This window comes from Duganella sp. Root1480D1, from assembly GCF_001427305.1.
GTDB lineage: Bacteria > Pseudomonadota > Gammaproteobacteria > Burkholderiales > Burkholderiaceae_D > Rugamonas.
This window is the reverse complement of sequence record NZ_LMFZ01000050.1, coordinates 194,394-214,834: the sequence shown is the minus strand read 5'-3', so window position 1 is coordinate 214,834 and position 20,441 is coordinate 194,394. Positions and strand designations below refer to the sequence as shown.

At 64.9% G+C, this 20,441-nt stretch carries 16 protein-coding genes; 9 read left to right on the top strand and 7 right to left on the bottom strand.

Features of this window, described 5'->3' with window-relative positions; all coding sequences use genetic code 11:
- Positions 1–197: 197 nt before the first annotated feature.
- From ASD58_RS30160 to prsR, 9 genes are all read left to right on the top strand, one after another.
- Positions 198–1,097, top strand: a complete 900-nt coding sequence (locus ASD58_RS30160) for a TIGR02466 family protein (protein ID WP_057266207.1) — start codon at positions 198–200, stop codon at positions 1,095–1,097.
- Positions 1,090–2,226 carry an acyltransferase gene (locus ASD58_RS30155; protein ID WP_057266205.1) on the top strand — a complete coding sequence of 379 codons (1,137 nt, stop codon included), beginning with the start codon at positions 1,090–1,092 and terminating at the stop codon, positions 2,224–2,226. The genes ASD58_RS30160 and ASD58_RS30155 overlap by 8 nt, the downstream gene beginning before the upstream one ends.
- The gene (locus ASD58_RS30150; protein ID WP_082565792.1) at positions 2,223–3,665 is read left to right on the top strand and encodes a lipopolysaccharide biosynthesis protein; all 1,443 of its coding nucleotides are present in this window, start codon (positions 2,223–2,225) and stop codon (positions 3,663–3,665) included. Before ASD58_RS30155 ends, ASD58_RS30150 begins: the two co-directional genes overlap by 4 nt.
- Positions 3,666–3,857: 192 nt before the next feature.
- The gene (locus tag ASD58_RS30145; RefSeq protein WP_057266201.1) at positions 3,858–5,510 is read left to right on the top strand and encodes a PAS domain-containing methyl-accepting chemotaxis protein; all 1,653 of its coding nucleotides are present in this window, start codon (positions 3,858–3,860) and stop codon (positions 5,508–5,510) included.
- A gap of 323 nt (positions 5,511–5,833) precedes the next feature.
- Positions 5,834–7,123 (top strand): nucleotide sugar dehydrogenase, encoded by a 1,290-nt coding sequence (locus ASD58_RS30140; RefSeq protein WP_057266199.1) that lies wholly within the window; start codon positions 5,834–5,836, stop codon positions 7,121–7,123.
- 32 nt (positions 7,124–7,155) lie between these two features.
- Positions 7,156–8,193, top strand: a complete 1,038-nt coding sequence (locus ASD58_RS30135) for an SDR family oxidoreductase (RefSeq protein WP_057266198.1) — start codon at positions 7,156–7,158, stop codon at positions 8,191–8,193.
- Between the two features lie 73 nt (positions 8,194–8,266).
- A complete protein-coding gene (locus tag ASD58_RS30130; RefSeq protein ID WP_057266196.1) occupies positions 8,267–9,670 on the top strand; it encodes a TIGR03013 family XrtA/PEP-CTERM system glycosyltransferase in 1,404 nt (467 codons plus the stop codon).
- Positions 9,671–9,685: 15 nt separating this feature from the next.
- Positions 9,686–11,722: an XrtA/PEP-CTERM system histidine kinase PrsK gene (gene prsK / locus ASD58_RS30125; RefSeq protein ID WP_057266194.1), complete on the top strand. Its 2,037-nt coding sequence runs from the start codon at positions 9,686–9,688 to the stop codon at positions 11,720–11,722.
- Between the two features lie 17 nt (positions 11,723–11,739).
- On the top strand, positions 11,740–13,101 hold the full coding sequence (gene prsR, locus ASD58_RS30120) for a PEP-CTERM-box response regulator transcription factor (protein ID WP_057266192.1): 1,362 nt from the start codon (positions 11,740–11,742) through the stop codon (positions 13,099–13,101).
- Here the strand turns inward: prsR and ASD58_RS31595 are convergent.
- Genes ASD58_RS31595 through ASD58_RS30085 form a run of 7 tightly spaced genes read right to left on the bottom strand, consistent with a single transcriptional unit; the run spans position 13,077 to position 20,363 of the window.
- Positions 13,077–13,916, bottom strand: a complete 840-nt coding sequence (locus ASD58_RS31595; RefSeq protein WP_162253075.1) for an ATP-dependent Clp protease adaptor ClpS — start codon at positions 13,914–13,916, stop codon at positions 13,077–13,079. The two genes, prsR and ASD58_RS31595, sit on opposite strands and share 25 nt — an antisense overlap.
- 10 nt (positions 13,917–13,926) lie before the next feature.
- On the bottom strand, positions 13,927–16,356 hold the full coding sequence (locus tag ASD58_RS30110; protein WP_057266189.1) for a hypothetical protein: 2,430 nt from the start codon (positions 16,354–16,356) through the stop codon (positions 13,927–13,929).
- The gene (locus ASD58_RS30105; protein ID WP_057266187.1) at positions 16,353–17,114 is read right to left on the bottom strand and encodes a tetratricopeptide repeat protein; all 762 of its coding nucleotides are present in this window, start codon (positions 17,112–17,114) and stop codon (positions 16,353–16,355) included. The genes ASD58_RS30110 and ASD58_RS30105 overlap by 4 nt, the downstream gene beginning before the upstream one ends.
- Positions 17,111–18,397 carry a glycosyltransferase gene (locus ASD58_RS30100; RefSeq protein WP_057266292.1) on the bottom strand — a complete coding sequence of 429 codons (1,287 nt, stop codon included), beginning with the start codon at positions 18,395–18,397 and terminating at the stop codon, positions 17,111–17,113. The genes ASD58_RS30105 and ASD58_RS30100 overlap by 4 nt, the downstream gene beginning before the upstream one ends.
- Positions 18,391–19,275 (bottom strand): hydrolase 1, exosortase A system-associated, encoded by an 885-nt coding sequence (locus tag ASD58_RS30095; RefSeq protein WP_057266185.1) that lies wholly within the window; start codon positions 19,273–19,275, stop codon positions 18,391–18,393. The genes ASD58_RS30100 and ASD58_RS30095 overlap by 7 nt, the downstream gene beginning before the upstream one ends.
- A complete protein-coding gene (locus ASD58_RS30090; protein ID WP_057266183.1) occupies positions 19,268–20,110 on the bottom strand; it encodes a hydrolase 2, exosortase A system-associated in 843 nt (280 codons plus the stop codon). Before ASD58_RS30090 ends, ASD58_RS30095 begins: the two co-directional genes overlap by 8 nt.
- A 4-nt stretch (positions 20,111–20,114) precedes the next feature.
- Positions 20,115–20,363 (bottom strand): acyl carrier protein, encoded by a 249-nt coding sequence (locus tag ASD58_RS30085; protein WP_057266180.1) that lies wholly within the window; start codon positions 20,361–20,363, stop codon positions 20,115–20,117.
- Between the last annotated feature and the right edge of the window lie 78 nt (positions 20,364–20,441).

Below are 20,441 nucleotides of genomic sequence, written 5' to 3'. Positions count from 1 at the left end.
TTTATTTCCGTTAAATGTTGTCAATTGACCATCAAGATGATGCCAGCCGGACTGCCTGGTGTCAATTTCAGGATTGCCGGAGCAATGTCATTAAGCTAATATGCTGGACGTTTTGATAAGCGCGCGGTGGGGCGCTGGCGCTTGCGACAGCAAGCCAACTCCCTTATCCTGATTGCAATCACTCTCCCTGGACCGTCATGAATCCCTCGTCCCCGCAGCAGGCGTCGCTGCATGGCGCCAAACTGGACCTGCTGTTCCCGTCTCCCGTCATGTATTTCGATTGGCCCGACAGTGAGCAACTGAACCGGGAATTGCGCGATGTGGTACTGGCGCGACGCACAACCAGTTGTGGCACCGTGAAGACCAACCGCGGCGGCTGGCAGTCCGATGCCGACCTGCAGGATTGGCAGGAAGCGCCGGCGCGCAGCCTGCTGCAGCGCATGACCGGCCTGGCTGCCGAATACGTGGCGCGCCAGACCGGCCGGGATGCCGCGGAATTTGCCGCCGGCTGGAAAATCCGGGCCTGGGCCAACGTCAACGAGCAGGGCCATTACAACCGGCGCCACGATCATTTGGGCGTGCATTCCTTCTTTTCCGGCGTGTACTACGTCAATGTGGGCGATATCGAAGCCGGCCAGGCGGCCGGCGGCCGCACCCGTTTTGAGGATTGCAGCTTCGTCGCGATCGATGTCGACCGCGATGCCGACCCGCTGCGGCGCGACTATTTCATGACCCCGCGCAATGGCCGCATGCTGCTCTTTCCTGCCAGCCTGATGCATTCGGTGGAGACTTACGGCGGCACCCAGCAGCGCATCACCATCGCCTTCAACCTGTACCACCCCAGCTTTACGGTGCCGCGCCTGGTCGAGCGGTTGCAGCAGGACGACTGGTGGATGACCAATTTCCGCGGCCTGATCGTGCTCAAGCGTAAAGTCCCGGAAAAGCTGTATGCGATGCGCCTGCTGCCGCGCCAACTGGCGGCACGCAAGGTCAGCAACCCGCTGTCGCTGAGCGCCTGGCGCCAGCACATCGATGCCGCCATGCAGCACGCTACCGCGCTCGCCTCGGAACATTTCGAGGCGCGCCGCAATGGCTGAAAAGCAGGGCATGACACGCAGCTTTTCGCTGTACCTCGACTTGCTGCGCCTGCTGGCTGCACTGACCGTGATGGTGGCGCATGCTGCCAGCACCAAGACGCTGCATACCCCACTGCTGTCCAATTCGGTTGGCCACAATGCGGTGGTGGTGTTTTTCCTGCTGTCGGGCTATGTGATCGCCTTTGTCGCCGATGGCAAGGAAGCGACGGCGCGCGAATTCTGGATCAGCCGCCTGGCGCGCATCTATTCGGTGGCTCTGCCTGCCATGCTGTTGGCGCCGCTGGCCGACCAGGTCGGCCTCGCGCTCAATCCCCAGCACTATGCCGGCGGCCTGACCACCCATGATCATCCGGTGCTGCGCATGGCGGCGAGCCTGGTTTTCGCCAACGAATTGTGGCTGGTGTCCATCATGCCGTTCTCGAATTCGGCTTACTGGTCGCTGTGCTATGAAATGTCGTATTACCTGCTGTTCTCGCTGTGGTGCTTCGGCAGCAGCCGCCGCCGCTGGTTGTGGCTGGGCTTGGCCGCCCTGCTGGTCGGGCCCAAGATCCTGCTGTTGGCGCCGGTCTGGGCGCTGGGTGTGCTGCTCTACCGCTGGCAAGGCGGTTACCGGCTGACGGCCGTCATGGGCTGGACCTGCTGGCTTGCTTCGCTGGCGGGCCTGGCGCTCTACCAGTATCACGATACCGGTGAACAGTTGGCGCGCTGGAGCGGCGGCCTGCTGGGCGCCGAGCTGCACCGCTTGCTGCATTTCTCCAAGCACTTCCTCGGCGACTACGTGCTGGCGCTGCTGATCGGCCTGAACTTCCTTGGCTTCCGCGCGATTGCCGCCCGTTTCGACCCCCTGTTCAAGGCTTGCGGCACGGCGATCCGCAAGGCGGCCAGCTATACCTTTTCGATTTATCTGTTCCATCTGCCGCTGGTGCTGCTGTTTGAAGTCCTGCTGGCCGGCATGGGCAAAGGCTATGCTTACCTGGCGGCCGTGCTGGCCGCAACCCTGGTGGCGGTCGTGCTGCTGGGCAGCGTGACCGAGCAGCAGAAGGACCGCCTGCGGCGCTGGCTGGCGCAGGTGATCCCGGCCGCAAAGCCGGCCAAATTCGATTTCCCGGCGCGGAGCACCGTCAAATGAAAATGCATTCCGAGCTGGCGCGCGGCGTGAAGTGGGTGGCGGGGGCCAAGCTGGTGTCCCAGGTGATCACCTGGGGCGTCACCATCTATGTGATGCGCCTGCTGGCGCCTTCCGATTACGGCTTGCTGGCCATGTGTACCGTTGTGCTGGGCCTGCTCGGCATGTTTGCCGAGGTGGGGTTGGGCCCGGCCCTGATCCAGCGCAAGGAAATCAGCGAACAGGAACTGCGGCAGGCCATGGGGGTACTGTGGCTGGTCAATCTCGGCCTGTGCCTGCTGGCCAATGCGCTGGCGCCGCTGGTGGCCGCTTTTTACGGCGAGCCGCGCCTGCAGGGCTTGCTGCACGTGCTGTCCTTGCAATTCGTGCTGCTGCCGCTGGCCACCGTTCCCGATGTGCGCCTGCAGCGCCGCCTGGAATACAAGCAGCGCTCGCTGGTCGAGCTGACTGCGGCGCTGGCCGGTTCGCAAGTCACCCTGTTCATGGCCCTGTTCGGCGCCGGCGTGTGGGCGCTGGTAGCCGGTATGCTGGCCACCCAGGCCTGGCGGGTCGGCGCGCTGAACTGGTGCGCGCCGGGCCAGCCGCGGCCGGACTGGTCGCTCAAGGGCATGGGCAAGCTGCTGGGCTTCGGCGGCAGCCTGACCGCCACCCGCCTGCTGTGGTACAGCTTCACCCAGGCCGATGTGGCGATCGTCGGCCGCGTGCTGGGCGACCACGCGCTGGGCTGGTATTCGGTGTCGATGCACCTGGCGTCGCTGCCGGTGCAGCGCATGGCAGGCATCCTGAACCAGGTCCTGTTCCCCATCCTGTCGCGCAACCAGCATGATTTGCCGGCGATCCGCAGCGGCGTGCTGAAGATGCTCGGCTACATCGGCTTGCTGTCCTTCCCGCTGCTGTGGGGCATGGCCAGCGTGGCGGCGGAAATCGTCGCCGTGGTGCTGGGCAAGGGCTGGGAGGGCGCCGTGCTGCCCTTGCAGGTGCTGTGCCTGGTAATGCCTTTCCGCACCCTGACCCAGATGCTGCCGACCGTCACCGATGCCCTTGGCCAGCCAGGCATCAACTTCCGCAATGTGCTGCTGTCCTGTCTGGTGATGCCGCCCGCCTTCTACATCGGCACGCGCTGGGGCATCCAGGGCGTGGCCTATGCCTGGTTGCTGGCCTACCCGGTAGTGTTGTTCTTCAATATGCGCCGCATGCTGGCCGCCATCGGCATCAGCGCGCGCGCGGTGGCCGGGCGCGCCGGCCCGGCCGTGCTGTGCGCCGGCCTGATGTTCGGCGCCGTGACCCTGGTGCGGGCGCCGCTGGCGGCGCAGCCGCGCGCCTGGGCGCTGGTGGCGGAAGTGGTAACCGGCATGCTGGCGTATGCGGTGGTCAGCCTGCTGTTCAACCGCAGCATGGTGAGCGAGTTGCGCGGCATGTTCAGGCGCCAGGCGCCGGCCTGATTGCAAATCCGCAACACCGGCCATTGAATTTTCCTATTGTAATTTTTCGTGAGTTTCCACAGCGCACCATCTTCCTATACTTGATCGCATGACATGGCAGGGCGCCTGCTTGCGCCCCGCCCAAGCCATGCGGACCCCAGCTCCCGGTTCGTGCCAGAACTCCCCTGTAGATAGCCGATAAGGAGCACCGCCATGCGCCTCAACACCCCTGTCACCAACCAGGAGTTCATCCTGGATGACGGCAAGACCATCGTCTCGACCACGGACCTGAAGGGCAAGATCACCTACGCCAATCCCTACTTCATCGAAGTCAGCGGCTTCACCGAAGAAGAACTGATCGGGGCGCCGCAGAACATCCTGCGCCATCCCGACATGCCGGCGGAAGCCTTTGCCGACCTGTGGTCCACCATCAAGGCCGGCATGCCGTGGAGCGGGATGGTGAAGAACCGCTGCAAGAACGGCGACTTCTACTGGGTGTATGCCAACGTGACGCCGGTGATCGAAGCCGGCCGCCCGGTCGGCTATATGTCGGTACGCACCAAGCCCAGCCGCGAGCAGGTGGCGCAGGCCGACCATCTCTACCGCGAAATCCGGGAAGGCAACCCGCGCCGCCTGCGCCTCGAGCGCGGCCGGCTTCGCCGCTCCGGCTGGCGCAACTGGGCCAGCCAGTTGCGCGACATTTCGCTGGCCAGGCTGATCGGCATCGGCATGGGCGCGCTGAGCGGCTTCCTGGCCTTGCTTGCCATTTCCGGCATCGTGCAGCAGGCGCCGTCGTGGTTGACGCTGGCCCATGCCGGCTTTGTCGCGCTGGCGCTGTCGTTCTGGTACGCGCTGCATGCCGCCGTGGTGCGCCCGCTGCGCCTGGCCACCGGCTTCGCGCGCAAGATGGCCGGCGGCGACCTGACCGGCCGCATCGACATTGGCGCCGACAATGAAATGGGCCAGTTGCTGGCGGCGCTGCGCCAGACCAATGTCAACCTGCACAGCATCATCGGCGACGTGCGCAGCAACTTCGATGAGATCCAGACCGCCACCAGCGAAATCGCCAGCGGCAACCTGGACCTGTCGGGCCGCACCGAATCGCAGGCCTCGAGCCTGCAGCAGACGGCGGCCAGCATGGAGCAGCTCACCAGCAATGTGCAGCAGAGCGCGGCCAGCGTACACAGCGCCAACGAGTTGGCCGGCCAGGCGTCCAGCATGGCGGCAGCCGGCGGTTCCATCGTCTCGCAAGTGGTGCAGACCATGGACGACATCAGCCAGTCGTCGCGCAAGATCCTCGACATCATCGGCATGATCGACGGCATTGCGTTCCAGACCAATATCCTGGCCCTGAACGCGGCGGTGGAAGCGGCGCGCGCCGGCGAACACGGCAAAGGCTTTGCCGTGGTGGCCACCGAGGTGCGCAGCCTGGCCCAGCGGTCGGCCACGGCCGCCAAGGAAGTCAAGCAACTGATCGACAGTTCGATCGCCAAGGTCGACGCCGGCGCCAGGCTGACCAATAACGCCGGCGCCACCATGAGCGAAGTGATCGAGTCAGTCGGCCGCGTCACCCGCGTCATGGATGAGATCCATAACGCTACCCAGGAGCAGAGCCGCGGCATCGGCCAGGTCAACCAGGCGGTGGTGCATATCGACGACATTACCCAGCAAAATGCGGCGTTGGTCGAGCAGGCGGCTGCCGCTGCCAGCAGCCTGGCCCGCCAGGCCGAATGGGTGGCGCAGGCCATTGCCGTATTCAAGCTGAAGGAGATCGCGGCGCGCAGCGCCGTGCCGGGCGTCGTGCCGGCGCAACGTGTGGCAATAGCGGTCCCTACCAAGCGTGCAGTCATCGCTTTGTCGCAATAATCGTTTATCATTTAGACAATGCTGGCGGCCTCGGCCGCCGCGTTGCTTTATGGTGCGCTGCAAAGAAAGGCTGTGACAGCTGTACGGGTTCCGTGTAAAATTGACAATCCGTATCAAACGAACAAGTTAATTGGCAAACATTCCATACATTCATGTCGCATTTGGCCAACGGAAAGCCAAATAGATTGTTACGCGCTTCATAGTGCACGGCGCACTTTTTCGCGCCCCGCACGGCGGAAATTGTGAACCGTGCATTGTAGTTGTAGGGCTTCTGGAATATATTGTTAGCATAATAGTAATTGGTAATTCTCACGGGAACCGATATGGATCACAACAAGGTTGTAGCAGTCGTAGGTTTGGGCTATGTAGGCCTGCCACTGGCGGTAGAGTTTGGCAAGAAGCGCAAGACCATCGGTTTCGACCTGTCGCAGTCCAAGATTGAGAATTACCGGCAATTCTGCGACCCCACGGGCGAAGTGTCGGAAGCGGAACTGCGCGAAGCGACCCAGTTGCACGTGACCTACGACCCGGCCGCGCTGGCCGAAGCCGATTACATCGTGGTGGCCGTGCCGACGCCGGTCGACAACGCCCATTCGCCTGATTTCAGCCCGCTGGTGGGCGCTTCCACCACGGTCGGCAAATACATGAAGAAGGGCGCCATCGTCGTGTACGAATCGACGGTCTACCCGGGCGCCACCGAAGAAGTCTGCATCCCCGTGCTGGAAGAACATTCCGGCCTGAAATGGCCACAGGACTTCAACGTCGGCTACTCCCCCGAACGTATCAATCCAGGCGACAAACAACACCGCCTGACCACGATTTTGAAGGTGGTTTCGGGAGATAATCCAGCAACTCTCGAAGAGGTTGCTAAACTATATGAGTCGATAGTGACTGCTGGGGTATACCGGGCTTCCAGCGTGAAAGTTGCGGAAGCCGCCAAGGTCATCGAAAATACCCAGCGCGACCTGAATATCGCGCTGATGAACGAACTGGCAATCATCTTCGACAAGATTGGCATCGATACGCTGGAAGTGCTGCAGGCGGCTGGCACCAAGTGGAATTTCCTGCCTTTCCGTCCTGGCCTGGTTGGCGGCCACTGCATCGGCGTCGATCCTTACTACCTGACCCACAAGGCCGACATGATCGGCTACCACCCGCAGGTGATCCTGGCGGGGCGCCGCATCAATGATGGCATGGCCAAGTTCGTGGCCGAGAAAACCGTCAAGCAGATGATCGCGGCGGGCTGCCATATCAAGGGCGCAAAAGTGAACGTGCTGGGCCTGACCTTCAAGGAAAACTGCCCGGACTTGCGCAATTCGAAGGTGGCGGACGTGGTGTTTGAACTGAAGTCGTATGGCCTGGACGTGCATGTGCACGACCCGGTGGCCGATTCGGAGGAATCGGTGCACGAATACGGTATTCGCCTGGAAAGCTGGGACAGCCTGCCGCAAGCCGATGCGGTGGTGGCTGCCGTGTCGCACAAGGAATTGCTGGCGCTGTCGCTGGGCGACCTGTCCGCCAAGCTGAATCCGGGCGGCGTCTTCATCGACGTGAAATCGGCATTTAATATGGCAGGCCTGGAAGAAGCTGGTTACAGCGTCTGGCGCCTGTAAGAAAAATATCAGGGAAGCCTGGGAGGGCTGTTGTGGGCAAGTTTGACGACGTGCGGCTGCACCTGCGTGGCCAGCGATACCATTGGCTGGTGACGGGGGCTGCCGGATTCATCGGCTCCAACCTGGTGGAGGCGCTGCTCAAGCTCGGCCAGCAGGTCACGGGCCTAGACAACTTCGCCACCGGCCACCAGCATAACCTGGACCAGGTGCGCGAAGCCGTCGGCTCCGCAGCCTGGGCTTCCTTTACCTTCATCGAAGGCGATATCCGCGACCTGGCAAGCTGCCAGCAAGCCTGCGCCGGCAAGGATTACGTCCTGCACCAGGCCGCGCTGGGCTCGGTCAGCCGCTCGATCGACGACCCGCTGCTGACCCATGGCACCAATGTGACCGGCTTCCTGAACATGCTGGTGGCGGCGCGCGACGCGAAAGTGAAGCGCTTCGTCTACGCGGCATCCAGTTCCACCTACGGCGACCATCCCGCATTGCCGAAAGTGGAAGACACCATCGGCCGGCCGCTGTCGCCGTATGCCGTCACCAAATATGCCAACGAGCTGTACGCCGACGTTTTTGCGCGCACCTATGGCATGGAAACCATCGGCCTGCGCTATTTCAATGTGTTCGGCCCGCGCCAGGATCCGGACGGCGCCTATGCGGCGGTGATACCGCAGTGGGTGTCGGCCCTGATCCGCAACCGTCCCCTGTTCATCAACGGCGACGGCGAAACCAGCCGCGATTTCTGCTTCATCGACAACGTGGTGCAAGCCAACCTGCTGGCAGCCATGGCCGACAAGCCGGGCGCGGCCAACCAGGTGTACAACGTGGCGCTCAACGAGCGCACCAGTCTCAACCAACTGTACCTGATGATGCGCGAGTTGTTGCAGGAGCGTTTCCCGCACCTGCTGCAGCACCAGGCGCAATACCAGCAATTCCGGGCCGGCGACGTGCGCCATTCGCAGGCCGATATCACCAAGGCGCGCGAGCTGTTGGGTTTCGATCCTTCCCACCGTATCGGTGAAGGATTGAAGGAGGCCATGGATTGGTACGTCCGCCACCTGGCCCCGCAAGAATAGTTAACGAGACATGGCCGGAAGGCTCCGCGCGCTTTCATGGCCAGCATGAGCGGCAAAGCGGGAGGGAATAAAAATGCTAAGAATTTCCAATCACTACATTTCCAAGGTTGTCTTCAGCCTGCTTTTCCTGGAGGTGTTGATCCTGATTGGCTCGTTCTACGCTGGCGCTGGTCTGCGTTTTTTCGACGGTGACCAGTTCGCCATACCGAAGCTCGACCACTTCTTCATGTCGGCCTGCATTTTTGCAGCCGCGATCGTGTTCAGCATGTCCGCGCTGGGCATGTACCAGATCAATTTCCAGGAAGGCTTGCGCAATCCCTTCTTCCTGCAATTGATGCCTTCATTTGCCATGGGCTTTTGCATCCTGACCCTGGTGTTCTACCTGGCGCCCGACCTGTACTTCGGGCGTGGCATCCTGGTGCTGGTGTTCATCATTTCCGGCTTTGGCATCCTGCTGGCGCGCGCCATGTTCATGAAAACATCGCGCACGCATTTCCTGTCGACCCGTATCATCTTCCTCGGCTGCGGCGTCATGGCCAAGGAATGCGGTGAACTGGCCACGCGCGACACCAATTACCGCCGCTACGACGTGGCCGGCTATGTGGCGGTGCCGTCGGAAGAAACCTGCGTGCCGCAGAACCAGTTGCTGCACCTGCCGGAAGGCGGTTCCCTGGTAGCGCTGGCAAACGCCCAGCGCGTATCGGAAATCGTGGTCTCGGTGCAGAACCGCCGCGGCGGCGCCTTCCCGATCAAGGAGCTGCTCGAGTGCAAGCTGTACGGCATCCAGGTCACCGACGCCGCCACCTTCTTCGAGCGCGAAACCTACCAGATCCGGGTCGAATCGGTGCAGCCTTCCTGGCTGGTGTTTGGCGGCGGCTTCGACCAGAGCTTCATGCGTACTTTCATGAAGCGCGCGGTCGACGTGGTGGCGAGCGTTTCGCTGCTGGTAGTGTCCTTGCCGGTCATGGTCCTCACCGCGATTGCCATCGTGATCGAAGATGGCGCGCCGATCTTCTACTCGCAGGAGCGGGTGGGCATGGATGGCCGCGTGTTCCGCGTCCTGAAATTCCGCAGCATGTTCAAGAATGCGGAAAAGAATGGCACGCCGCAATGGGCTTCCAAGAACGACCCGCGCATCACGCGCGTGGGCAATATCATCCGCAAGCTGCGCATTGACGAACTGCCGCAAATCCTCAACGTGCTGAAGGGCGAAATGTCCTTCGTCGGCCCGCGTCCCGAGCGTCCTTATTTCGTCGAGCAATTGACGGAGCGCGTGCCTTACTACAATGTGCGCCACAGCATCAAGCCGGGCATTACCGGCTGGGCCCAGGTGCGCTATGGCTATGGCGATACGGTCGAAGACGCGCTGCAGAAGTTGCAGTACGACCTGTACTACGTCAAGAACAACAGCCTGCTGCTCGATGTGCTGGTCCTGATCGACACCATCAAGGTGGTCATGTTCAGGGGAGGCCGTTAAGCACATGGAGTCCTGATGCCGACCAGTATCACCGCCTTCAGTTACGCCAGCGCAGCGCTGGCGTTTCTGTTATTTAGCGTGCTGGTCCTGACCGGCTGGCGCCAGCGCCCGGACCAGCGTCCGCACCAGCGCGTGCTGGCCACCGCCTCGCTGCTGACGGTGCTGTGGGGGGCGGTCATGGCCAGCGCCACCGTGGTGCCGTGGGCGCCGTGGGTGCTGCATGGCGCCGAATGGCTGCGCAATGCCGCCTGGACCAGCGTACTGCTGGCCATGCTGGGCCTGTGGCAGCGCGGCGCCCGTACCTTCCAGGCCAGCCTGGCGGTGTACGGCGCCATGCTGCTGGCCAGCCTGCTGGCGCAGCAGCTGCCGGCCGGCCTGGCCTTCCACGTGCTGGCCATCGGCCGCCTCGGCATGGCCGTGCTGGGCATGCTGCTGGTGGAGCAACTCTACCGCGACCGCAGCGTGCAGGTGCGCTGGGCCATGAAGTTCATCTGCCTCGGCCTGGGCGCGCTGTTTGCCTACGACTTCTACCTGTACAGCGATATGCTGCTGCTGCGCGAACTCGACCCCGAGTTGTGGGCGGCGCGCGGCCTGGTCAATGCACTGATTGTGCCGCTGCTGGCGATTTCGCTGCTGCGGCGCGCCTCCTGGCCGGCCCAGCTTGCCGTGTCGCGCCGCGTGGCCTTCCATTCGGCGGCCCTGCTCGGCTCAGCGGTCTACCTGCTGGCCATGAGCATGGCGGCCTACTACCTGCGTTTTGTCGGCGGTACCTGGGGCGGCCTGATGCAACTGGCCTTCCTGTTTGGCGCCACCTTCCTGCTGGCCGGCGTGCTGTTTTCAGGCTCGTTCCGCGCCTGGCTGAAAGTGTTCATCAGCAAGCATTTCTACCGCTACAACTACGACTACCGCGAGGAATGGCTGGCCTTTACCCGCACCCTGTCGGCCACCGGCCCCAACCTGGGCGAGCGCACCATTTCGGCCCTGGCCGAGCTGGTGGAAAGCCAGGGCGGCGCCTTGTGGATACGCCGCGAGCAGCGCTTTGAGCCGCTGGCCTCCTGGCATGTGCAGGCCCAGCAAGCGAGCGAGCCGGCCGATTCGGGGTTTTGCCAACTGATGGAAAGCAAGCAGTGGCTGGTGGAAGTGGCCGCCCACCACTTGCACGACCCGGAAGTGCCGCTGCCGCCCTGGCTGCTGGCCTTCCCCAAGGCCTGGCTGGTGGTGCCGCTGCTGCTGCAGGGCCGGCTGGCCGGCTTCGTGGTGCTGATGGCCTCGCGCAGCGAGGTCAAGCTGAACTGGGAAGTGCTGGACTTGCTGAAGATCGCCGGCACCCAGGCCGCTTCCTACCTGACCCAGCAGGAAGCCGACAACGCCCTGATGCTGGCGCGCCAGTTCGACTCCTTCAACCGCCTGTCGACCTTCGTTGTGCACGATTTGAAGAACCTGGTGGCGCAGCTGTCGCTGATGACCGCCAATGCGGAAAAACATGCCGACAATCCGGAGTTCCAACGCGATATGATGGAGACCGTGACCCTGTCGGTGCAGAAAATGAAACTGATGCTGCAAAAGCTCAGCCGTACCGCCTCGCCCGAGCGCGCCACGGCGCAGGACCTGGGCCAGTTGCTGGCGCAGGCGGTGGCGCTGAAGGCCGCCTTCGAGCCCAAGCCCACGCTGCAGTTGGCCGACGCCGGCCTGAAAGTGCTGGCCGAAGGCGAACGGCTGGAACGCGTGCTGGGCCACCTGATCCAGAACGCGATCGAAGCCACGCCGCGCGACGGCAAGGTGTGCGTGCGCCTGGCGCGCGACGGCGACAGCGTGCTGGTGGCGGTGGCCGACACCGGCACCGGCATGAGCGAAGAATTCATCCGTGAACGCCTGTTCAAGCCCTTCGACTCGACCAAGTCGGCCGGCATGGGCATTGGCGCATTCGAAAGCCGGGAATATATCCACCAACTGGGTGGAACGCTGCAGGTGCGCAGCACGCCGGAGCAAGGCACCACATTCACGGTCAGCCTGCCGCTGTACCGCCAGCAAACCATTGAACAAGCCGCCTGAAGGCACAAGGACCTGTTGTGAGCCAGAGCAAACCCAAGCTGTTGATTATCGAAGACGACCCCGGCCTGCAAAAGCAGCTCAAGTGGAGTTTCGACGACTACGACGTGGTGGTGGCGGGCGACCGCGAAGCCGCGCTGGCCCAGTTGCGCCGCCACGAACCGGCCGTCTGCACCATGGATCTCGGCTTGCCGCCCGACCCGGACGGCGCCACCGAAGGCCTGGCCACGCTGCAGCAGATCCTGGCGCTGGCGCCGGACACCAAGGTCATCGTCCTGACCGGCAACCAGGACCGCTCGCACGCGGTGCAGGCGATCGCCATGGGCGCCTACGATTTCCACCAGAAGCCCTGCGAGCCGGAACTGCTGTCGCTGGTGATCAAGCGCGCCTTCTTCCTGCACGGCCTGCAGCAGGAAAACCGCCGCATGCAGCAAGGCAGCGCCGACGCGCCGCTGGCCGGCATCATTTCGCGCGACCCCGGCATGCTGAAGGTGTGCCGCCAGGTGGAAAAAGTGGCGCCAAGCTCGGCCACCACCATGGTGCTGGGCGAATCGGGCACCGGCAAGGAAGTGATCGCCCGCGCCCTGCACCAGGGCAGCCCGCGCGCCAAGGAACGCTTCATGGCGATCAACTGTGCGGCGATTCCGGAAACCCTGCTCGAGTCGGAGCTGTTCGGCTATGAAAAGGGCGCCTTCACCGGCGCGGTGAAACAGACCAAGGGCAAGGTGGAAGCGGCCAACGGCGGTACCTTCTTCCTCGACGAGGTGGGCGACCTGCCGATGCCGCTGCAAGCCAAGCTGCTGCGCTTCCTGCAGGAGCGCGTGATCGAACGCGTCGGCGGCCACGAGGAAATCCCGGTCGATGTGCGCATCGTCTGCGCTACCCACCAGAATTTGAAGGAACTGGTGAAAGCCGGCCGCTTCCGCGAAGACTTGTACTACCGCCTGTCCGAGATCGTGCTGACCATCCCGCCGCTGCGCGAGCGCGACGGCGACTCGGTGCTGCTGGCGCAGCACTTCAAGAACCGCTTCTGCGCCCAGGAAGGCCGCGGCAACCTGCACTTCAGCCCCGACGCGCTGGCCCAGATCGCCCACCACGACTGGCCGGGCAATGTGCGGGAAATGGAAAACTGCATCAAGCGCGCCATCATCATGGCCGACGGCCCGGCCATCACGGCCGACGACCTGGGCCTGTCCGGCGCCCCGGTGGAAGAAGAACCGTTCAATCTGCGCCAGGTGCGCGACGAAGCCGAATACCGCGCCATCGTGCGCGCCCTGGCGCGCGTCGAGGGCAATATCGTGAAGGCTTCCGAACTGCTGGGCGTTTCGCGCCCGACCCTGTACGATTTGCTGGAGCGTCACGCCATCAAGGCATCGTCCTGATCGACAGCTTCCAGGACAGCGCGCAGCGGGTGCTGCTGCCCGGCAGCCAGTTGTTCAAGCTGGCGAAGTTTCTGCTTCGCGGCGTCTGGAGAAAAAATGCCGCACGCGGCGCGTCCGCTGTGGTGAATTTCCAGCATCAAGGCGTTCGCTTCTTGCGGCGACTTGGAAAATACCGTTTGCAGGACGTCGACTACAAATTCCATCGGACTGAAATCGTCGTTGAGCAGGAACAGCCGTACTTTGGCCGCCTCATCCTGCAACTCCGGGTGTGCTGCGACTGGCCTTGGGTACCTCGCATTCGTCACATGGCACAGCAAAGCGTAGCGTGAAACAGCGTGCCTTGCCAGGAGTGCGCTGGCGGGACCCGAGCTGTTCTCAATGATTGATAACAGCAGGTCGGTATCCTGAACGACCCCTGGCGGGGGCACCCTCAGGATGGCGCGCATCAATACGTGTGTGGCATCGTCGGAGAAGCGCGGAGCGTCGTCCAGCCATTGATCGAGCCTCCTGATGCCGCGTGGCAGCATGAAACGCGCCAGCGGCTTCAGCGTCTTCAGGCCGTCAGGCCAGCTCCGCCGCGGCGCTGCTTGCGGAGTCGGCTGCCGGTCCAGCATCAGGTACAGTTCGGCGCGCAGTGCGGCTTGGTTTTCCTGCGGCAAGTTGGCATCCAGGAATGCGCAGACGCCCGGCTCACCTACCAGCAGCGCCAACATGTGCTCGACCGTGACAGTCGTGAGCTTTCTATCCTGCGCCAGGTGAAACAAGCGCTGCAAAAGGACTTCAACCGCCACCGCGATGCGTGGAGCAGCGCTCATAGCAGGAGAGTCAGGCAAGGTTGGCGGCATCTGCATCGAGTTCCGCGCCGGGGCGCTGCCGCTTGACCCTGATGCGCTTGCGCGCCGCCTTCAAACTGCCCGCCATGGCCACCAGCAGGAACACGATCGACAGGCGCGGCACGTCGGTGATGGAGTCGAACAAGCCCACCATCATGCAGCCGGTCAGCGAGGCCAGGCAAACCGCCGCATAGCTGTCGCCGGCCAGGCCGCGCGACACCAGGCGCGCACCGACTGCCAGCAGCAGGAAGGCGGTCGCGAACACCCCGGCCCAGCCCAGTTCAAACAACTGGTTGACTGCGAAATTCTTCACGTGCCAGGGCATGTGGTTGCGGTCGCTGCTGAAGAACCAGAAATCGTTGGCGTCGGTGAAGCTGCCATTGCGAAGCAATTCGCGTCCGGTATCCAGCTCCACCAGGCTGACATTGTCGACTTCCAGCGGCGCCTTGTGCGAGCGGTTGTACAACTCCAGTACCAGCGGCGCCCCCCAGGCAGCGCGCGCAGTGCGTACCGGCAGTTCGCCGGTAATGGTTTGCCAGCCTTCAATCAGCGGCGCCTTGCCGAACTTGGCGACGCTGCAATCGATGGGATAAATCAGCCAGCGCAGGCACACCATCGCCACCGGCGAGGCATCGGCGCTGTTGCGGCGGATATCGAGCTTGAGCTGGTAACGCTTGCCCGGCTGCACATCGACGTGCTGCAGCATGCGCAGCACTTCGCCGAAGCCTTGCGCATACTGGGCCGCGCCCAGGTGCAGGAAACGGTTGCGCGGCTCTTCGGCATAACTGAATGTGCCGGGCACTTCGCCGTGGGTGTTCTGCCAGGTGAAGGCCTGCGGGTAGCGGCCCAGGCCCTGGCCAAACGCGGTGGTCATGGCATCGTCGTCCATCATGCCGAGCGCTTCGCCCCAGTGCGCCAGGCGCACATTGAGGTCGTTGCCGACGGTGGCGAAGCGGCTGCCGGTGTAGTAACTGCCGGAAATCGGGATCAGGGCAGCAAACACGATGGCGCTGAAGAAGCTCACGGTCAGCGTGCCGCGGTCCAGTTTCCAGGGCGGCTGCGGCAGCAGGCGGCTGGCGCCCATGGCCAGGGCCAGCGCGATGGCCAGTGCGATCCCCGGCAAGGCATCGTTGCCGCCGTAATGGCGCGCCACCAGGGCCGCCGCAACTGCCTGTGCCGGCAATGCGGCAGCCAGCAGCAGTACTCCCCACGGCCGCTGCGCCTGCGGGCCCGCGGCCAGCAGGACAGTGCCGCCGACGGCGCACAGCAGCGGCAGGGCGTAGGCGACATACGCGCCTTTGTCGGTGGCGCCTGCCGGACCGAACATGCCGATGGCGCCTACCAGCAGCAGCAGCAGCAGTGCCAAGCCGCCGGCAACCAGCGGTTGCGGCATGCGCGGTGCGGCGCCTGCTAGCAGCAGCGCGGTGGCCAGCATGCCAAGCGCGGCACCCAGGCCGCGATAGCCGCCCAGGGCGAACACCTGGCTCAGCACCCAGTAGGTCAGGACCAGCATCAGTGCCGACGCCACCATGCTGCGCCCGGTCAGGGTACCGCTGCGCAGGTGATGCGCCGAACCCAGCACGGCAATGACGCCGCCCGCCGCGGCATAGGCCAGGTAGATATCGCGCGAGAACGTCGTCAGGCCGGCAAACAGTCCCAGGGCCAGCGCTGCCAGCCCCAAAGCCAGGCGGCGCGGCGGCGGATGGTTGACCAGCCACAGCGTGACGAAGGGGAAGGACATCGCCAGGTAGGCATCCAGCGCAGCGCCACCGGTATGCATGGCGGAAAACGGCGCGGTGGGACGGTAATCGCTGGAGAAATTGAACAGCCCGGGGAAGGCCAGGCGTTCCCACACCGCGGCCAGGCTGCAGGCGGCCAGGCCCAGGATCATGCCGGGCACCAGCAGGCGCTGCAGGTTGCTGCCATTGTCGCCGGCGGTGCCGCGCAGCAGGGGCAGCAGCAGCACGGGCCACAACACGCCTTTCAGCACGCGCAAGCCGTTATAGGGACTGGTGTAGTTGGCGAAGGAATTGGCATCCAGCGGGGCCAGCGGCGCCAGGCCGCGCCAGGCGGCAATCGCATAGCACAGCACGAACAAGCCCAGCGCCAGGCGCGCCAGGCCCGGCAGCTTGGTGGGCGCCCGCGTGCGCCCCAGGGCCCAGTAGCCGGCGGCGCAGGTGGCCAGCAGCAGCAGGTCCAGTTCTTCCAGGAAGAACCAGCCGGTCCAGGGCGCGAAATCCAGTACCGGCAGCAGGGCCGGCACCGCCACCAGCCAGGCTTGCGGCCGCCACAGCAGCAAAGCCATGTAGCCGCCCAGCAGCACGGCCATCAGCAGTTTGGGCGCCGGATAGACGCTCGCCGCCGCCAGCAGCAGGCCAAAGAAGGCCAGTGCTGCACCGCGCCGCAGCAGCAGTTGCATCATGGCTTGGTTGACGCGGCCGGATCGGCAGGTTTGGCCGCCGGCGCGGCGGATGCGAGCGAAGCGGCGGAAGCCGCAGACGCCGCGGAAGCGGAGGCGCCAGCTTCCGCCTGCTCGGCTGGTTCTTCCGGCAGCGGCGGCGGTTCAACCCATTTGCCGGCCTTGACCAGCATTTGCTTCAGCGCCGGCAGGGGGAACTTGAGCTGATAGGCCTTCTGGGCGAAAGGCAGGGCCTCGTCATACTTCTTCTGCTTGGCATAAACCAGGCCCATGTTGTAATTGATGGCCGCATCTTCCGGCGACATCGCATAAGCCTTCTCCATCATGGTCAGGGCTTGCGCCTCCTTGCCCTTCATGAACTGGTAGCGCGCATACGCGAACCAGGTCGTCGGGTCGTCCGGGAAGATGCGCACGGCGCGCTCGAAATAGCACTCGATCAGCATGCGCGAACCCGGCATCTTGCCGCTCGAATAGCGCGGCGCCAGGCGCACGACCGAGTTCAGGGCGCGCGGATGGTTGGGCATCTTGGTCAGCGTATAGTCGTATTCGGCGCCGATATCGCCTTGCTTGCCGGTGTAGCCGGCGATGCCCATCTCGATGTCTTCGGTAAAGTGGCGCCCCTCCAGCACCGACATCATCTGCGGCGTGGCAAGGCGGTAATCCCATTCCTGGCCGGTCGGGCCGCCGCAATAGTTGCGGGCGCTGGCGGGAATCGCGCTGGCGCACAGGGCGGCGGCCAGCATCAGCATGCGAGTCTTCATACTTTCTCCGTGGAGCTTGCCGTGGCGGGCAAGGCGAGCGATTGAGGCAGCACGCTATCGAGCAAGCGTGCCAGTTCGGCAGTGCGGGCCTGGCGCGAGGCGGCGGCCACTGCCGCGGGCGACGGCAGCGGCGCCTGGCCGGCGCGCGCCAGTTGCAGGAAGTGCAGCAAGCCCTGCTTGATGCCGGCGCTGTCGTCCAGCGGCGCAATGGTGTCGACCCCGGCGGCGCGCAAGGTGGCGGCGGTATCGCCGGCGGCATCGGTCAGCGCCATGATCGGCCGCCGTGCGCGCAGGTATTCATACAGCTTGGCCGGGATCTGGTGGTTGCAGTTGCTGGCTTGCAGCAGCAGCAGGCCGTCCACCGTCAGCATTTCCGCCAGCGCTGCGTGGTAGGGCACCGGCGGCGCCAGGCTCACCAGGTCGGCAATGCCGTGTTCGGCCAGCAGGCGGCCAACGTAGTCGTCGTGGGCCGTGGCGCGCAGCACGATCTGCAACTGGGAGGCCGAGACGGCGCCGCTTGCCTTGAGTTCGGACAGCGCGCGGAACAGCGGTACCGGGTCGCGTTCGGAGGGATAGATGATGCCGCTGTGTACCAGGGTAAATGGGCGCCCGGCCGCAGGCGTTACGGCCAGCGCGCCGGCGCTGCGGAAGTTTTCCTCGTCATAGCCGTTTTCCAGTACCGTGAAGCGCTGGCGCGGCAGCTGCGGATAGCGCGTGGTGTAGGTCACCACCGCGCTCGGCGTGGTGCACACCACCAGCGCCGCATTGTGCACCGCCTTGCGCTCGATCCAGCGCTGGATCGCACGCACCTTCGGGTCGCGCGGGTAAAACTCGTCGGTCATCGGGTCGCGGAAGTCGACCACCCAGGGCAAGCCGCTCAGCTTGTGCAGCAGATAGCCGATCAGGGTCGCGCTGGCAATCGGATAGGTGCTCCAGATGACTTGCGGGCGGTACTTGCGCAGCAGCGACAGGCCGGCCGGCACGGCGCCCAGGCACCAGCTCACGAAGCGGTCGGGCCAGGCCGTGCAGCCCAGGTAGCGCCCGCGCCACGCCAGGTGGCGCCCGCTGTCGAGGGCAAAGGCGCGCTTGACCACGGCTTCCGGCGGGATTTCCGCCAGCTGGTCCGGGCCCTGGTTGACGTAGGCGCGCGGATGGGCCGACAGCAGCAGCGGCTGCCAGCCCAGTGCCGGCAGGTATTGCACGAACTTCAGCGCGCGCTGGATGCCGCTGCTGCCGCGCAGCGGCGGGAAGTGGAAGGCCACCATCAGGACGCGCTTTACCATGCCGCCACCCATGCGCCGGTCCAGTCGGCTACCTGGTCGCGCCAGGCGCGGCGCGAGAAAGTATGGTCGGCGCCGTCCAGCGTAAGCTGCTGCACGGACGGTCTGGCCAGCAGGCGTTGCCAGCTCGGCGAAGCCTTGCACATGTCGAGGAACTCCTGCGCCGTCAGGTCGGCGCTACTGAAGATGAACAGGACCCGGCCGGTAAAACCTTGCATGCCGGCCAGCAGGCGTGCATGCAGGTCGGGTGTCAGGGGGGGCGCGCTGCCATCGCGCGGCAAGGCAGGCAGTGTCGCGGCTGGGGCGGCGGCGGGCGCCTCCTGGCGTGCCGCGCCGACCAGCCCGAGCAGCGAGCGCAGCGAAGCGCCCAGCGCGAACTGGCCGCGCGCCAGCTTGCGCCACAGGGCCGGGTCGCGTAGGCGCGCCCAGTAATAGTGCTTGAGCGTGCTGCGCGCCAGGCCGGCCGCGCTGCGTGCCCAGGGATTGAGCAGCACCAGGCCGCTGACGCGCGGGTCGCGCTGGCCGTAGAACAGGGCGGCCGCGGCGGCATCGCACAGGCCCCACAGCACCACTTCCTGCAAGCCGGGCACGGCGGCCTGGAAAGCATCGATGGCGCTGCGGATATCGGCCGCCACGTCTTCGAAGGTGCGGGCGGCGCCACTGCTGTCGCCCAGACCGCGATAATCGAAGCGCAGCGCCGGGATGCCCTGCGCCGCCAGATGGCGCGCCAGCAGGGCAAACTGGCGGTGGCTGCCGGCGCGGTATTGCGGGCCGCCGACAATCACCAGCACGCCGCGCCGCGCCGGCGCTGCAGCGGGGCTGAGGATGCCGACCAGGGTCTCGCCTTCGCAGTCGAAGGCCAGCGCGCGCTCGTCAAGCATGGCAAGCCTCCCGCAGCATGGCACAGGTCGCTGCCAGCAGCGCGGGCGCTTCGGCGATTTCCTGGGTGGCCCAGAATTGCGGGCCGGCGACGGACTGGGCGCGGCCATCGACGCCGGCCGCCTGCCAGCCTTGCAGCACGCGTTGCGAAACCGGCGACAGCGGGCGGCCTTCTGCCGCAGCCACTTCCAGCCAGTTGACGGGGCAGGGCGGCGGCAGGCGGCCGGCATCGAGGGTGTCAAGCGCAGCGGCCATGGCCGGGGCCAGGGTGTAGCCGGCCACTTCCACGGCGCTACCGCCGGCCAGCGTGGCGCGCAAGGCGTCGGTGCCGCCTTCTCCATTGCCCTCGCCCAGCATCTGGGCTGCCACGCGCAGGCGCAGGAACTGGGTCAGGTGACTGGCGCCTTGCAGCACCGGTTGCCACAGCAGCAGTTGCGACGGCGCCGGGCCCGCCGGACGGCTGGCGTAATCGAGTGCCAGCAGGGCGCCCAGGCGCAGGCCCCACAGGCCGGGCGCCTGCGGCAGCTGCTGGCCGAGGGTGGCCTGCAGCCAGTCCAGGCCGAGCGCGACGTCGGCGCGCCAGCTATCCCAGCCGGCCTCGCCAAAGTCGCCGGCGCTGTCGCCGCAGCCATGCAAATCGAGCTGCAGCACGGCCCAGCCTTTGGCGGCCAGGGCGCGCGACTGCAGGGCGGCCATGCGGCGCGCCTTGTTCATTTCCTCGGCCCACGGGTGCAGGTAGAGCCAGGCGCCGCGGCACGGCGCCGCCGGCGCGTGGTACAGCGCAAAGCGCGCTGCCGCGCCATGCGCCAGGAACAAGGCTTGGGGCGCCGTGGCCATTGCTTTACGCCGTCAGCTTGTGCTGCACGAAAGCGGCCAGGCTGCCGAGGGTGGCAAAAGTGGTGGCGCTGATCTCGTCGTCGTCGATGCTGAAGCCGAACTGTTCTTCCAGCGCGCCAATCAATTGCACGACGGCCATAGAATCGAGTTCCGGCAGGCTGCCCAGCAGGGCGGAGTGTTGGTCCAGCGACTGGCCGGCCGGGCCCAGTGCGAGGACGTCGATCAGGATGGTTTTTACTTCTTCCAAATACATGTGATGCTCCAGGATTGCGGTCAGTGCGCAGTATACCTGCCCCCGGAAGCGCCGCTGTGCGATTCCGGGCAAAAAATA